The following is a 15,399-nucleotide window of genomic DNA, read 5'->3' on the forward strand; positions in this document are numbered from 1 at the left end:
CTATCCGCTGTTCTTATATTAGTCGATAGTTCTTAACAATTCATTAATACCCACTTTTCCACGCGTTTTTGCATCAACTTTTTTCACAATCACGGCGCAGTAAAGACTGTAGCTTCCATCTTTGGAGGGTAAATTGCCTGACACGACAACTGAGCCCGCAGGGACTCGGCCATAATGCACTTCGCCAGTTTCTCTGTCATAAATCTTGGTACTTTGACCAATATAAACGCCCATTGAAATAACTGCGCCTTCTTCAACAATAACGCCTTCAACAATTTCAGATCGAGCGCCAATAAAGCAGTTATCTTCAATAATGGTTGGGTTTGCTTGTAGGGGTTCTAAAACACCGCCAATTCCCACACCACCAGAGAGGTGAACATTTTTGCCAATTTGAGCACATGAACCGACCGTTGCCCATGTATCCACCATGCTACCTTCATCAACATAAGCACCAATATTAACGTAAGAAGGCATCAAAACCGTGTTACGTGCAATATAAGCTCCTTGTCTAACAGCGGCTGGAGGGACAATACGAAAACCTTCTTTTTCAAAACGAGCTTGGTCATAATCAGCAAACTTCATTGGCACTTTGTCAAAATAACGGCTTTCGCTACCTTCTATCACTTGATTGTGATTAATGCGAAAAGAGAGTAGAACCGCTTTTTTTAACCATTGATGAGTCACCCACTGACCGTTAAATTTTTCTGCAACGCGTAGTTTTCCGCCATCTAGCAATGCAATAACGCGATTAATGGCATCACGAATATGAGGCTCAACGTTATTAGGTGTGATATCTGCACGATGTTCAAAGGCGTTATCAATAATAGATTGTAATGCTTGCATCAATAGTATTTCCTATATGTATTGTCGTGGGTTCCTATATTTTATCCTTTGAAACTAGGGCTTTTGTCAACCTTTCTACGACTTCATCCTTCATTTTTTGGTTTAATGCCTTATTTTCGCTATCAGTTAATACGAAGAAATCTTCAACACGTTCGCCAATTGTCGTTATTCGAGCGCCATGTAATGACAGGGAAAGATCAGCAAATACTTTACCAATAATCGCTAATAATCCTGGGCGATCGCGTGCAAATAATTCCATATAGGTGCGCTTATTATGATTGGATGCCACAAAGTTAATTTTTGTTGGAACATCAAAATGGCGTAACTTGGCGGGTAATGAACGTGTTTTAGCATTGGTATTATAAGGCGCAGAGACAACTTGAATAAGCGCTTTACGAATCGCGTTATATCTATCAATAGCAAGAGGTTTGCCATTAGGTTCGAGGACAATAAAGGTATCCATGGCCATATTATCGCGATTTGTGAATATTTGTGCGTTATGGATATTTAGGTTACGCCGATCAAGTTCACCTGCAACTGAAGCAAAAAGAGAGGGTCTATCAGCACACCAGATAAAGACTTCAGTACCACCATGCTCTGTTTGTTGACTAATCAATACCATCGGATCAGCACTGTTGTGTTCAATTAATGCAAGGGCATGCCAAGCAATTTGCTCAGGTGTATGACGTAAAAAATAATCAGCATGACAGCGGCCCCAGATTGTTTGCAATTTTTCTTCATCAACGTGTTCTGCTCGCAAAAGAGTTAGCGCTTGCAAACGATGATGACGAATACGTTCCCGTAAATCAGGAATAGAGTGCATACCTTGACGTAATTGAGTTTCTGTTGAGAGGAAAAGTTCACGTAATAAACTCTGTTTCCAGCTATTCCATAAACTACTGTTGGTTGCACAGATATCGGCAACAGTTAAACACAGAAGATAACGTAGCCGGCTTTCATTTTTTACCTCAGAGGCAAACTGAAAAATAATATCCGGATCTTGGATATCACGACGCTGTGCGGTAACCGACATAAGTAAGTGATGACTAACTAGCCATTCTACTAAAGCAGACTCTCGCTGATTCAAGCCATGCAGTTGTGCAAAAAAGGCAACATCCTGAGCCCCTAATGTAGAGTGGTCGCCATGCCGACCTTTTGCAATATCATGAAAGAGTGCGGCTAAGCGTAATAGCTCAAGCTGAGGCAGTTTAGGATAAATATCGACACAGAGTGGATGTTTTTCACGGTTTTCAGGAGAATCAAAGCTTTCAAGTTTTTGTAATACACGGATAGTGTGTTCATCAACGGTATAAGCATGAAAAAGATCAAACTGCATTTGACCTACAATATTGTTCCATTGTGGAAAATATGCCGCTAACACACTGTGTTTATGCATAGGAACAAATGCACCAGAAACTGCGCGAGGATGGCGTAGGATCTGCATAAAAACTTGGCGTGCTAGTGGGTACTCACATAGAGGTTGAACTAAATGTCGACGGGCGTAACGTAAATGACGAAGTGTGGTCGAATAAATTCCTGTGATCGTGTTGTGTTCTGCCATGCGTAAAAATAAGCGCATAATGGCGATAGGATCATCAAGAAAGCAACTATCATCAATCACATCAATTAATGAACCTCTTAGCTGGAATTCATTATCTAATGGTCGTGGTTTTACATTAGGTTGCAGGGCGAGAATGGCTTCATCAAATAATTGAAGTAACATATCGTTTAACTCACTAACGCGGCGAGTGACGCGATAATAATCTTTCATCATTTTTTCAACGGGTTCATTACCTTCACCTTGATAATTTAAGCATTGGGCAACGTTAAGTTGACGATCAAATAACAACCGATTGTCATAACGAGAAAGTACTAAATGCAGAGCAAAGCGAATTTTCCATAAGGTGTATTGGCATTCGAGTAATTCTTGCCCTTCAGCAGGTGTTAAAAACCCAAAATTTACCATTTCAGAGACTGAGGCTGCACCAAAGTGACGATGAGCAACCCAAATTAAGGTATGAATATCACGAAGCCCTCCTGGGCTACTTTTGATATCAGGCTCTAGATTATAACTGGTGCTATGAAATCGCTGATGTCTTTGTTTTTGTTCTTCAATTTTTGCGGCAAAAAAATCAGGGGATGGCCAAAATCCTTGACTAAAAATATGATTAAGTAATTGTTGGTAAAGTAAAGCGTTACCACAAATAAGGCGAGCCTCAAGTAAATTTGTTGCCACTGTTAAATCAGAAAGGCCTTCTAACAGGCATTCTTCCATTGTTCTTACACTGGCACCGATCTCAAGACGAACATCCCATAGCAAGGTGATTAATTTACCAACTTTATCTGCTATTTCTGGAGGTAGTGGCGCTTCACTTAAAAAAAGAAGATCAATATCAGAAAGAGGGTGTAATTCCTGCCTACCATAACCACCAACAGCAATAATGCTAAGATCAGGATAATCAGATAATTGTGTATGACACCATAATTGCGTTAAGAGTTGGTCAATAAAATGGCTACGAGCTTTAAGTAGTAAAGCAACATCAACATCATGATGAAAAGCATCTGTCAGCCAAGATTGAAAGTGCTCAATAGATTGCTTAAGTTCAGTATAGTTTTGGGTATTATCCGTCAGCAAAAAAGGGGTAGGGGGCGGTGTTAGAAATGCGTTTTTAGTTGTCATTATTCGTCTTCTTACTCAATGTTTGCCTATGACATTAAGACTAATGTTAAAACGATCACCTGACTAGTTATTCTATTATTCTTACTTGAATAAAATGAAAAAAGCGACATATCTCGAAAAAATATGTCGCTTTTACATTGTACACGTAAAGCAGTTTATTCGTTGATTAATACAGCAGAAATAAACGGTTCTTCTTCTTTGCGTAATGTCATGATTTCACAACCATTATCAGTAACGACTAAAGTATGTTCGTATTGTGCTGACCAGCCTCTGTCTTTAGTTTTAACCGTCCAGCCATCTTTCATTGTACGAATACGGTAGTCGCCAGTATTCACCATTGGTTCGATAGTGAATGCCATTCCTTTTTGTAACACAACGCCACTATCATCAGCATCGTAGTGTAGAACTTGAGGTTCTTCATGGAAGCCTTCGCCAATACCATGTCCACAATATTCACGAACAACAGAAAAATCATGCCCTTCAACAAATTTTTGAATGGCTTTACCCAGCTCACGTAAGCGAATGCCTGGTTTTACCATTTTAATGGCAAGGTAGAGACTTTCTTGAGTGATACGACACAAACGTTCACCTTGAATAGTTGGTTTACCTACGATAAACATTTTTGAAGTGTCGCCATGAAACCCGTCTTTAATGACCGTAACATCAATATTAACGATATCGCCATCTTTAAGGATTTTCTCTTCGCTAGGAATACCATGGCAAATAACATCATTAACAGAAATGCACACTGATTTAGGAAAGCCATGATAGTTAAGACAAGCTGGAATAGCCTGCTGTGCATTAACAATATGTTCATGACAAATACGATCTAATTCAGCGGTATTCACGCCAGGTTTTACGAAAGGTGCGATAATTTCAAGAACTTCTGCCGCAAGACGACCTGCGACGCGCATTTTTTGAATATCTTCTTCTGTCTTGATTACAATAGCCATTTGAGTTCTTCGTCTAGATTAAAAGCCACAATACGGAGTACATAAAACTAGTTAATAGGTTCATATTTTGTATTGCAGGTTAAATGAATGATGATGAGAAATAATTCTGATTACCATTTATGATATCAGCAGAAAGTAGGTGTGCCAATAAAGAGGATATGTGTAATCTGTCTGATATCGAGAATTATGACGAACATTACGCCTTCTTTTTCTTTCTGTCTTTACCTTTTGCGCTTTTCTCTTTTAACGTTTTTCTAGCAAATTGATATTAGAGCAATATTCATCATAGTGACGTGAATACTCTCTTTTTTCTTTGCTTAGAGGCTCCGATTTTATGCCAAATTCACCATTACCAAACACAAGTAATAGTGGTTTCTTAAGGTTATTTATGGTATAAAGCGCGCCGGAGTTCTGTTATTGCATCACATTAGAGTAATAGCAGTAAATCTGAATCATTCAATTGTGTTAATTACACACACAAATCGGCACATAACGCCGGGGTGCTCTTATGTGAAGGTTTAACCTTTACAGCTGATGAGTCGGTCGTATGGGATTTGTGGACGAAATAACCCCAAATTTAAATTTATAGAGGTCTAAAATGGCAACTGTTTCAATGCGCGATATGCTGCAAGCCGGTGTTCACTTCGGTCACCAAACTCGTTACTGGAATCCAAAAATGAAACCATTCATCTTTGGTGCGCGTAACAAAGTTCATATCATTAACTTGGAAAAAACTGTTCCAATGTTCAATGAAGCTCTGGTTGAACTGAACAAAATTGCTTCTCGTAAAGGCAAAATCCTGTTTGTTGGTACTAAGCGCTCTGCCGTTGAAGCTGTTAAAGAAGCAGCAGAAAGCTGTGATCAGTTTTTTGTAAACCACCGCTGGTTAGGCGGTATGCTGACTAACTGGAAAACAGTTCGTCAGTCAATCAAACGCCTGAAAGATTTAGAATCTCAGTCTCAGGACGGTACTTTTGACAAACTGACCAAGAAAGAAGCGCTAATGCGTACTCGTGAACTTGGTAAGTTAGAAAACAGCCTGGGTGGTATCAAAGACATGGGCGGTTTACCTGACGCTCTGTTTGTTATCGATGCTGAACACGAACACATTGCTATCAAAGAAGCAAACAACCTGGGTATCCCAGTATTTGCTATCGTTGATACTAACTCTGATCCAGATGGTATCGATTTCATTATCCCTGGTAATGACGATGCAATCCGTGCGATTAAATTATATTTGACCGCTGCAGCTACATCTGTTCGTGAAGGTCGTTCTCAAGATCTGGCTGTTCAGGCTGAAGAAGGCTTAGTCGAAGCTGAATAATAAGGCATGCTCGTAAGAGCCCTTATTTAACCAGGTATTGCTATATATTGGTTAGGGGGCCTCAAAAGGCCCCCTTTACACATCTGCTATGAGAACATCTGTGGCAAGTCCATAGAAAAGTCGAGGAAGAAACAAATGTCTGGAATTACCGCTGCATTGGTAAAAGAACTGCGTGAACGTACTGGCGCAGGCATGATGGAATGTAAAAAAGCTCTTGTTGAAGCGAATGGTGATATTGAATTAGCTATCGACAACATGCGTAAATCAGGTCAAGCAAAAGCAGCTAAAAAAGCAGGCCGTGTTGCTGCTGAAGGTATCATCCTTGCAGAAGTTGCTGCAGATGGTAAATTTGGTGCGCTAGTTGAATTGAACTGTGAAACAGACTTCGTTGCTAAAGATGCTGGCTTTATCGCTTTCGGTAAAGAAGTTATGGCTGCAGTATTAGCAGACAAAACGGATGATATCGAAGCGCTAAAAGTTAAATTCGAAGAAGCTCGTACTACATTAGTTGCTAAAATTGGTGAAAACATCAACATTCGTCGTGTTGCTGTATTGGAAGCTGAAGAACTGGGTACTTACCTGCATGGTGCACGTATCGGTGTTTTAGTTTCAGCTAAAGGCGCTAACGAAGAACTGATCAAACATATTGCTATGCACGTTGCTGCAAGCAAACCTGAATATGTTCGCCCTGAAGATGTTCCTGCTGATGTTGTTGCTCATGAGCACCAAATTCAGATGGATATCGCAATGCAATCAGGTAAACCACGCGAAATCGCAGAAAAAATGGTTATCGGTCGCATGAACAAATTTACCGGTGAGATTTCTCTGACTGGTCAGCACTTCGTAATGGAACCAAGCAAAACTGTTGGTGAACTGCTGAAAGAAAACAATGCTGATGTTATCAACTTCGTTCGTTTCGAAGTAGGTGAAGGTATTGAGAAAGTTGAAGCTGACTTTGCAGCAGAAGTTGCTGCAATGAGCAAATAATAACGCTTAGCGTTAACAGAGCCGCCGAATGGCGGTTCTGTTTTGTTATAATCTCCACTGACCATTTGCTTTTTTTTGTTAAAAAGAGAAGCTATCTGAAATCTCCAATTAACTAATCTGCTTAGGACAGAACACCATGGCAACCAATGCAAAACCCGTATATCAGCGAATTTTATTAAAGCTGAGTGGCGAAGCTCTGCAAGGCGCAGAAGGCTTTGGTATCGATGCGAACGTACTTGATCGCATGGCTCAGGAAATCAAAGAACTCGTTGAGTTGGGTATACAAGTCGGTGTTGTAATTGGCGGAGGTAACTTGTTCCGCGGCGCAGGTCTTGCTGCGGCAGGTATGAACCGTGTTGTGGGTGACCACATGGGAATGCTCGCGACAGTGATGAATGGTTTAGCAATGCGTGACGCGTTGCATCGTGCTTATGTTAACGTACGTCTCATGTCGGCATTTCCACTAAATGGTGTCTGTGATAACTACAGTTGGGCTGAAGCAATTAGCTTATTACGCCATGGACGAGTGGTTATTTTCTCGGCAGGTACAGGCAATCCATTTTTTACTACCGATTCGGCTGCGTGCTTACGCGGCATTGAAATTGAAGCTGACGTTGTTTTAAAAGCAACGAAAGTGGACGGCGTTTACTCTGCCGATCCAACTAAAGATCCTGATGCAGTACTTTATGAACAACTGACTTATCAGGATGTATTAGAACGTGAATTGAAAGTCATGGATCTTGCTGCATTCACATTAGCCCGTGATCATAATTTACCTATCCGCGTATTCAATATGAATAAACCGGGTGCATTACGTCGGGTTGTAATGGGTGAAAGTGAAGGAACTTTGATTTCTCACGCTTAATACACAGAGACAACGGTATAATTTGGCGTTAACATCTAGAGTACGCCAATTCATTTATGTCGATATATATTGTATCGACTGGAAGATAACCAGTTCCCAAGGGTTTATAACGTGATTAATGAAATCAAAAAAGATGCTCAAGAACGCATGGATAAAAGCGTTGAAGCACTAAAAAGCCAGATTAATAAAGTTCGTACTGGTCGTGCGTCTCCTAGCCTTTTAGATGGCATTGTAGTGGAATACTACGGAGCGCCAACACCATTAAACCAAGTTGCTAACGTTGTTGCAGAAGATGGTCGTACACTGGCTATTACGGTATTTGACCGTAGTTTAGCACCAGCTGTTGAAAAAGCGATTATGGCATCAGATTTAGGCTTAAATCCTTCATCTGCAGGTACAATTATTCGCGTTCCACTGCCACCATTAACGGAAGAACGTCGTAAAGATTTAATTAAAGTTGTTCGTGGTGATGCCGAGCAAGGTCGTGTTTCAGTTCGTAATATCCGTCGTGATGCTAATGATAAAATTAAAGCATTACTGAAAGATAAAGAAATCAGCGAAGATGATGAACGCCGTTCACAAGATGACATTCAGAAATTAACTGATATGTTTATTAAAAAAATTGATGACGCATTAACGCTCAAAGAAGCAGAGTTAATGGAATTCTAATTTTTATATCTGTTTTCGATAATGCCGCTTTTTAGCGGCATTATTTTTAATTATTTATTTGAAATTTCGTGCTTAATATCTTCTTTTGTCACATTATTTATTAAAGTTTTCATCTTTCCCCCTCATTTATCTCGCCATACTGATATAATTCTCTTTAATTAAAACGTTGTAGACATACTGATTGATTAATAAATGAAACAAATAACTATATTAGGCTCAACAGGGTCTATCGGAACGAGTACACTGTCCGTTATTGAAAATAATCCTGATGAGTATCAGGTTCTTGCTTTAGCAGCAGGAAAAAACGCAGATAAAATGGCGCAACAATGTGTCACTTTCCAGCCTAAATATGCTGTGATGTCTGATGAACAAAGTGCAAATCAGCTTAAGCAGTTACTTTCTAATACATCCTGTAAAACAGAAGTCTTATCAGGTTCCTCTGCCATTAATGAAATCGCGGCGCTCGATGAAGCTGACCAAGTGATGTCAGCCATAACTGGTGTGGCTGGGCTAAAGCCTACACTGGCTGCCATTGAGAAAGGCAAAAGAATTTTATTAGCCAATAAAGAATCACTGATAACCAGTGGGCGTCTTTTCTTTGATGCTGTCGCAAAATATGGCGCAACAATATTGCCAATTGATAGTGAACATAACGCTATTTATCAAAGTTTACCCAAGGCTATTCAAGCAAATTTAGGACACGCTTCTTTGGCTGATGAAGGCGTGACAAGTATCTTGCTAACTGGCTCAGGTGGCCCTTTTCGCTATACACCGTTAGATGCGCTTGACGCGATGACACCTGACCAAGCTTGTGCCCACCCAAATTGGTCAATGGGACGTAAAATCTCGGTTGACTCTGCAACGATGATGAATAAAGGGCTTGAATATATTGAAGCTCGCTATTTCTTTAATGCGTCTGAAGAAGAGATGGAAGTCATTATTCATCCTCAATCTGTTATTCACTCAATGGTTCGTTATCGTGATGGCAGTATTATTGCGCAAATTGGTGAACCGGACATGAGGACACCCATTGCATACTCAATGGCGTATCCTCATCGCACTCAATCGGGTGCAAAAGCATTAGATTTTTTTGAGATTCAATCTTTAGAGTTCATTCGCCCTGATTATCAACGTTATCCTTGTTTAGCACTTGCCATTGAAGCATCGAAGCGTGGTCAAGCAGCAACAACGGTATTAAATGCAGCTAATGAAGTGGTTGTTGATGCATTTTTGCACGAAAAAGTGAAATTTACTGATATTGCTAAAATTAATCGTAAAGTTGTTGAACATTTTGACCTATCAGAGCCTCAAAGTATTAATGATGTTCTAGAAATTGATAAATTAGCCAGATTAAAAACACATCAGATAATCACTCAAATTGTATAATGGTGATTATATTTAATATAGGGTGTTTGTTCGTCTTTCTGGCTAATGGTATAGTTGCCGAATCACTAAAGACAATAATGAAAATTAACAGTTCATTACTAAAGCTACTGCTTTAGCAACTTAGAGGCTTTGCCAAAGGCCGTGGAGAACACGGTTTTTTTTTGTGCATGGGTTATCCGAAGAGGACTGTCTGTATCAGTATCAGATTAGCAAAGGGTTAAATTGAGTGAACTTATCCAGTGACGATTCATCCGCATCAAAACCAAAGCATGTTGCCATCATTATGGATGGCAATGGACGCTGGGCTAAAAAGCAAGGGAAACTCCGAGTAACGGGGCATCGCGCGGGAATTAAAGCAGTTCGGGATGCGGTTAGCTTTTCCGTAAAACACAAAATTGAATCACTAACGTTATATGCATTTAGTAGCGAAAACTGGAATAGACCTGAGCAAGAAGTCAGTTCTCTCATGGAATTATTTGTCTTCGCCTTAGACAACGAAGTGAAAAGTTTACATAAACACAATGTTAAACTTACGGTTATTGGTGATATCAGCCGTTTTAGTCGTCGTCTACAAGACAGAATTAAAAGTTCTGTAGCGCTAACAGCGAGTAATACAGGGCTTAATTTAAATATTGCAGCTAATTATGGCGGACGATGGGATATTACCCAAAGCGTTAAGCAATTAGCGACATCCCTCTCAAAAGGGGAAATTTGTCTCGAAGATATCAATGAAAATGCAATATCCTCACGCCTTTGCTTGCATAATCAACCTTGTGTTGATCTTGTTATTCGCACGGGTGGCGAGCATCGTATAAGTAATTTCCTTATTTGGCAGATTGCTTATGCTGAGCTTTATTTTACACAGGTTTTATGGCCTGATTTTGATGAACAAGTTTTTCAGAATGCACTTGATGCTTTTGCTAAACGGGAAAGACGTTTCGGTGGTACTACATCAGAAACAGATACTATAAATCTGGGAGGATAACTTGCTTAAGTATCGTGTCATCACTGCATTAATTTTAATCCCTATTGTTATTGCTGCGTTATTTTTGTTGCCTCCAGCAGGCTTTGGGCTGGTTATCATTGCGATATCAGGTTTAGCAGGTTGGGAATGGGCACAATTTATTGGCTGGCATTCTCAAGGTAAACGCATTGCGACAGGGATAGGTTTTTCTGCATTATTACTCATTATGCAGTTATCTTTACCCAATTTTGACCACCTACTAGACACTCCAATGATAAAAAATGGTTTGTGGGCGGGTTTGATTTGGTGGATGGCAGCAATTTTATTAGTTGTAAGTTATCCGAATTCAGCCAATATGTGGAAAAATTCAGTTTTTATTAAGCTATTGTTCGGTATATTGACGATTGTTCCTTTTTATTGTGGCATGATGGCGTTGCGAATGTTGGGTTACAACACTGACACTTATACTGGAGCATGGTGGTTACTGTATGTCATGTTATTAGTATGGGCAGCCGATTCAGGTGCTTATGCTTTTGGGCGTTTAATAGGTAAGCATAAAATGGCGCCTAAAGTGTCACCAGGTAAAACGCTTGAAGGGTTAGTGGGTGGACTCATTACTGCAGGTATTGCTTCATGGTTATTTACCTATTTTGCCCCAGTAACAGAGGTTCCTGATAACTTATTATTAATATCCGGCGTTGTTGTCATTGTGTCTGTTTTTGGTGATCTGGCTGAAAGTATGTTTAAACGTGTCTCAGGCATTAAAGACAGTAGCCAATTAATACCAGGACATGGTGGAGTACTTGATAGAATTGATAGTTTGACTGCGGCTATCCCAGTCTTTGCAGGATTGGTCTTTCTGATTTCTTCTGGCTTTAAACTATAAAGGTAAGTAATGGGTATCCTGTGGAATCTTGCCGCATTTATTATCGTTTTAGGTATTTTAATTACGGTACATGAGTTTGGACATTTTTGGGTTGCTAGACGCTGTGGTATTTACGTTGAGCGTTTTTCTATTGGTTTTGGAAAAGCGATTTGGCGAAAAATAGATAAACACGGTACTGAATTTGTTATCGCATGGATACCTTTGGGTGGCTATGTAAAAATGTTGGATGAACGTGTTGGTGAAGTACCACCAGAGCGCCGCCATCTGGCATTTAATAATAAAACAGTGGGTCAACGAGCTGCCGTTGTTGCTGCAGGGCCTATCGCCAATTTTTTGTTAGCGATAGTCGCCTATTGGATTGTTTTTATGATAGGTGTGCCTGCATTAAAACCTGTAATTGCAGACATTCGTCCGAATTCTATCGCAGAACAAGCAAAATTAACGCCTGGAATGGAACTAAAATCCGTTGCAGGTATCGAAACGCCTGATCAGAATACTGTTCGCTTAGCATTAGTCAGTAAAATTGGCGCAAAAGAAGTTTCATTCGTTGTTTCAGATCCGAACTCTCTTTCTGAGAGTGAGAATATACTGAATTTACAACAGTGGAATTTCGATCCTGAAAAGCAAGATCCTATCGTATCTCTAGGAATTATGCCGGTTGGCGCACAGTTAGATTCAAAGATTATTGAAGTGACAGTCGGCTCTGCTGCTGAAAAAGCAGGTTTACAGGCAGGGGATCGTATCGTTAAAGTCGATGGTCAGCCAATTGATACTTGGCACCCGTTTACTTATTTTGTTCGACAAAGCCCAAATAAAACATTGGTACTTCTTGTTGAACGTAATGGTTCGTCGTTAGCGTTAAATATTACACCGACAGCGATTACACTGAAAGATGGCACTGAGGTAGGGCAGGTTGGCGCGCAATTACAAATATTACCTCCTGATGAGCAATATTTGATAATGCAACAATACAATCCTTTTTCAGCGCTCTATGAAGCATCTGATAAAACATGGCAGTTGACGGGTTTAACTGTCAAAATGATTGGCAAGTTAGTGGTTGGTGACGTCAAATTAACTAACCTCAGTGGTCCTGTTTCTATTGCGAAAGGCGCAGGAATGTCTGCTGATTCTGGGTTTGTGTATTTTTTGATGTTTATGGCGCTTATCAGTGTCAATTTGGGGATCATTAACTTGTTTCCCCTGCCTGTCTTAGATGGCGGGCACCTGCTTTTCCTGGTTATCGAAAAGATAAAGGGAGGGCCGGTATCTGAGCGTGTACAAGATTTCTGTTATCGTATTGGTATTATGGCACTGATGCTTTTAATGGGACTTGCACTTTTCAATGATTTCTCTCGCTTATAATTGATAAGCAGGGACCGGTTAGGAAAACACAAAACAACGATGGCGATGAAAAAGTTGCTTATAGCGTCGCTGCTGCTGGGCAGCGCCACTGCATACGGTTCAGACGGATTCGTAGTTCAGGACATTCAATTTGAAGGTCTTCAACGCGTCGCCGTTGGTGCAGCATTACTGAACATGCCTGTCCGGGTTGGAGACTCGGTTGGTAATGATGATATCAGTCGAACTATCCGTTCATTATTTGCGACAGGAAACTTTGATGATGTTCGTGTTCTGCGTGACGGAAGCACACTGATTGTTCAAGTAAAAGAGCGTCCAACTATTGCCAGCATTACTTTCTCTGGTAACAAAGCAATCAAAGAAGAGATGCTAAAACAGAATCTTGATGCGTCTAACATTCGTATCGGCGAAACGCTCGATCGTACAATGTTGGCAAATATCGAGAAAGGACTTGAAGATTTCTATTATAGTGTTGGTAAATATAATGCAACCGTAAAAGTGGTTGTGACGCCTCTTCCTCGTAACCGTGTTGACTTAAAACTCGTGTTTACCGAAGGTGTTTCAGCAACTATTCAGCAGATCAACATTGTTGGTAATAAAGCGTTTTCTACGGCAGAACTTGTGAACCGTTTCCAACTACGTGATGACGTACCATGGTGGAACTTAGCGGCGGATGAGAAATACCAGAAACAAAAACTTGCTGGTGACTTAGAAACCTTAAGAAGCTTCTATCTTGATCGTGGTTATGCGCGTTTTGATATCGAATCGACGAATGTCAGCTTAACGCCAGACAAAAAAGGAATTTACATTACCATTAACCTGAAAGAAGGTGAAAAATACACGGTAGAAAATACCGAAGTCAATGGTAATACGGCTGGCTATACCAAAGAGATCGAAGATCTTATCCAAATTACCCCCGGCTCCCTTTATAATGGCGCACAAGTTACCAAAACAGAAAATGATATTAAAAATCTGTTAGGCCGTTATGGATATGCTTATCCTCGTGTAATGACAAACCCTGAAATTAATGATGAAAATAAAACCGTTAAACTGCATGTAAACGTAGATGCAGGAAACCGTTTCTATGTTCGCCAAGTACGATTTGCGGGTAATGACATTACTAAAGATTCTGTTTTACGTCGTGAAATGCGTCAAATGGAAGGGGCTTGGTTAGGAAGTGATTTAGTTGAACAAGGCAAAGAGCGTTTAAATCGTTTAGGTTATTTTGAAACGGTTGAAACTGAAACTCAGCGTATTCCGGGTTCTCCTGATCAAGTTGATATCGTTTATCGTGTGAAAGAGCGTAACACAGGTTCTCTTAACTTTGGTGTCGGTTTCGGTACTGAAAGTGGCGTGAGTTTCCAAGTAGGTGTTACCCAAGATAACTGGCTAGGTACAGGTAATGCAGTTGCAATTAATGCGAGTAAAAATGACTACTCAACTTATGCAGAATTATCTGTTACAGATCCCTATTTTACTGTAAATGGTGTGAGCTTAGGCGGTCGTATTTTCTATAACGATTTCCGTGCTAATGACGCTGATTTATCTGGTTATACCAATAAATCTTACGGTGTAGATGGTACTTTAGGTTTCCCAATTAATGAATATAACTCAGCACGTCTTGGCTTAGGCTATACTCATAATGGTTTGTCACGCATGGAACCTCAGGTTGCCATGTGGCGTTATCTTGAAAGTATGGGTGAAAAGTTAAGTGACAACTATAGTGATCGTGAATCTTTTAATGCGGACGACTATACTGTCAGCCTAGGTTGGACATTTAATAACTTAAATAAAGGCTTCTTCCCAACGTCGGGTGTAAGAAGTAATTTAAGCGGGCGTGTGGCGATACCGGGTTCTGACAACAAGTACTATAAAGTGACTTGGGACGGTATGGCCTATTACCCAATGGATGAAAAAGAGTCTTGGGTAACCCTGTTTAAAGGCCGTTTAGGCTACGGTGATGGTTTAGGTGGTAAAGAATTACCATTCTATGAAAACTTTTATGCCGGTGGTTCAGGTACTGTTCGTGGTTTCCGTTCAAATAATATTGGTCCTAAAGCAGTTTATTTAAACCAGAAAGGAAAAGAAGGACAACCATCTTTATCAAGTGACGCAGTTGGTGGTAATGCAATGGCAGTAGCCAGCTTTGAACTGATTACACCAACCCCATTTGTGGATGATAAATATTCATCTTCAGTCAGAACATCTCTGTTTGTTGATGCCGGTACGGTGTGGGATACCAAATGGAGCAGCACTAACTCTGATTGGACTGCGGGTATGCCTGATTTTGGCAAGGCAAGTAATATACGTGTTTCGACTGGTGTTGCGTTACAATGGTTATCACCTTTAGGTCCGTTAGTATTCTCTTATGCTAAACCGATAAAAGATTACGAAGGCGATAAATCAGAGCAATTCCAGTTTAATATTGGTAGAACGTGGTAGCGATGTAAGTAAAGTTGATGCCGGATTCACAATGCTGAAAA

At 40.2% G+C, this 15,399-nt stretch carries 12 protein-coding genes; 9 read left to right on the plus strand and 3 right to left on the minus strand.

Annotated features, from left to right (window positions below):
• Nucleotides 1-18: 18 nt before the first annotated feature.
• The 3 genes from dapD to map all read right to left on the minus strand — a co-directional run bounded on the left by dapD (nucleotide 19) and on the right by map (nucleotide 4,476).
• On the minus strand, nucleotides 19-843 hold the full coding sequence (dapD, locus tag INT04_RS16570) for a 2,3,4,5-tetrahydropyridine-2,6-dicarboxylate N-succinyltransferase (RefSeq protein ID WP_193017211.1): 825 nt from the start codon (nucleotides 841-843) through the stop codon (nucleotides 19-21).
• Nucleotides 844-877: 34 nt separating this feature from the next.
• Nucleotides 878-3,523, minus strand: coding sequence for a bifunctional uridylyltransferase/uridylyl-removing protein GlnD (gene glnD, locus INT04_RS16575; protein ID WP_193017212.1), 2,646 nt, complete (start codon nucleotides 3,521-3,523; stop codon nucleotides 878-880).
• 155 nt (nucleotides 3,524-3,678) lie between these two features.
• The gene (gene map, locus INT04_RS16580) at nucleotides 3,679-4,476 is read right to left on the minus strand and encodes a type I methionyl aminopeptidase (RefSeq protein ID WP_166539367.1); all 798 of its coding nucleotides are present in this window, start codon (nucleotides 4,474-4,476) and stop codon (nucleotides 3,679-3,681) included.
• A gap of 598 nt (nucleotides 4,477-5,074) precedes the next feature.
• Here map and rpsB point away from each other — a divergent pair.
• The 9 genes from rpsB to bamA all read left to right on the plus strand — a co-directional run bounded on the left by rpsB (nucleotide 5,075) and on the right by bamA (nucleotide 15,358).
• The gene (gene rpsB / locus INT04_RS16585; RefSeq protein ID WP_193017213.1) at nucleotides 5,075-5,800 is read left to right on the plus strand and encodes a 30S ribosomal protein S2; all 726 of its coding nucleotides are present in this window, start codon (nucleotides 5,075-5,077) and stop codon (nucleotides 5,798-5,800) included.
• A 135-nt stretch (nucleotides 5,801-5,935) separates the two neighbouring features.
• Nucleotides 5,936-6,787 carry a translation elongation factor Ts gene (tsf, locus tag INT04_RS16590; protein WP_193017214.1) on the plus strand — a complete coding sequence of 284 codons (852 nt, stop codon included), beginning with the start codon at nucleotides 5,936-5,938 and terminating at the stop codon, nucleotides 6,785-6,787.
• A 136-nt stretch (nucleotides 6,788-6,923) separates the two neighbouring features.
• A complete protein-coding gene (gene pyrH, locus INT04_RS16595) occupies nucleotides 6,924-7,652 on the plus strand; it encodes a UMP kinase (protein ID WP_193017215.1) in 729 nt (242 codons plus the stop codon).
• Nucleotides 7,653-7,763: 111 nt separating this feature from the next.
• Entirely contained in the window at nucleotides 7,764-8,321 is a 558-nt protein-coding gene (gene frr, locus INT04_RS16600; RefSeq protein WP_193017216.1) for a ribosome recycling factor, read from the plus strand.
• A gap of 192 nt (nucleotides 8,322-8,513) precedes the next feature.
• Nucleotides 8,514-9,707 (plus strand): 1-deoxy-D-xylulose-5-phosphate reductoisomerase, encoded by a 1,194-nt coding sequence (gene ispC / locus INT04_RS16605; RefSeq protein WP_193017217.1) that lies wholly within the window; start codon nucleotides 8,514-8,516, stop codon nucleotides 9,705-9,707.
• Nucleotides 9,708-9,990: 283 nt separating this feature from the next.
• Nucleotides 9,991-10,692, plus strand: a complete 702-nt coding sequence (gene uppS / locus INT04_RS16610) for a polyprenyl diphosphate synthase (protein WP_226894153.1) — start codon at nucleotides 9,991-9,993, stop codon at nucleotides 10,690-10,692.
• 1 nt (nucleotide 10,693) lies between these two features.
• Nucleotides 10,694-11,557, plus strand: a complete 864-nt coding sequence (cdsA, locus tag INT04_RS16615; RefSeq protein ID WP_193017219.1) for a phosphatidate cytidylyltransferase — start codon at nucleotides 10,694-10,696, stop codon at nucleotides 11,555-11,557.
• A gap of 9 nt (nucleotides 11,558-11,566) precedes the next feature.
• Nucleotides 11,567-12,919 carry a sigma E protease regulator RseP gene (gene rseP, locus INT04_RS16620; protein ID WP_193017220.1) on the plus strand — a complete coding sequence of 451 codons (1,353 nt, stop codon included), beginning with the start codon at nucleotides 11,567-11,569 and terminating at the stop codon, nucleotides 12,917-12,919.
• 39 nt (nucleotides 12,920-12,958) lie between these two features.
• On the plus strand, nucleotides 12,959-15,358 hold the full coding sequence (gene bamA, locus INT04_RS16625; protein ID WP_193017221.1) for an outer membrane protein assembly factor BamA: 2,400 nt from the start codon (nucleotides 12,959-12,961) through the stop codon (nucleotides 15,356-15,358).
• Nucleotides 15,359-15,399: the final 41 nt, after the last annotated feature.

This window comes from Proteus sp. FME41 (assembly GCF_014897315.1).
GTDB lineage: Bacteria > Pseudomonadota > Gammaproteobacteria > Enterobacterales > Enterobacteriaceae > Proteus.

Excerpts from the sequence above, each read along its gene's own strand:
- dapD (WP_193017211.1), bottom strand. The coding sequence starts at position 843 with ATGCAAGCATTACAATCTATTATTGATAACGCCTTTGAACATCGTGCA.
- glnD (WP_193017212.1), bottom strand. The coding sequence starts at position 3,523 with ATGACAACTAAAAACGCATTTCTAACACCGCCCCCTACCCCTTTTTTG.
- map (WP_166539367.1), bottom strand. The coding sequence starts at position 4,476 with ATGGCTATTGTAATCAAGACAGAAGAAGATATTCAAAAAATGCGCGTC.
- rpsB (WP_193017213.1), top strand. The coding sequence starts at position 5,075 with ATGGCAACTGTTTCAATGCGCGATATGCTGCAAGCCGGTGTTCACTTC.
- tsf (WP_193017214.1), top strand. The coding sequence starts at position 5,936 with ATGTCTGGAATTACCGCTGCATTGGTAAAAGAACTGCGTGAACGTACT.
- pyrH (WP_193017215.1), top strand. The coding sequence starts at position 6,924 with ATGGCAACCAATGCAAAACCCGTATATCAGCGAATTTTATTAAAGCTG.
- ispC (WP_193017217.1), top strand. The coding sequence starts at position 8,514 with ATGAAACAAATAACTATATTAGGCTCAACAGGGTCTATCGGAACGAGT.
- uppS (WP_226894153.1), top strand. The coding sequence starts at position 9,991 with ATGGATGGCAATGGACGCTGGGCTAAAAAGCAAGGGAAACTCCGAGTA.
- rseP (WP_193017220.1), top strand. The coding sequence starts at position 11,567 with ATGGGTATCCTGTGGAATCTTGCCGCATTTATTATCGTTTTAGGTATT.
- bamA (WP_193017221.1), top strand. The coding sequence starts at position 12,959 with ATGGCGATGAAAAAGTTGCTTATAGCGTCGCTGCTGCTGGGCAGCGCC.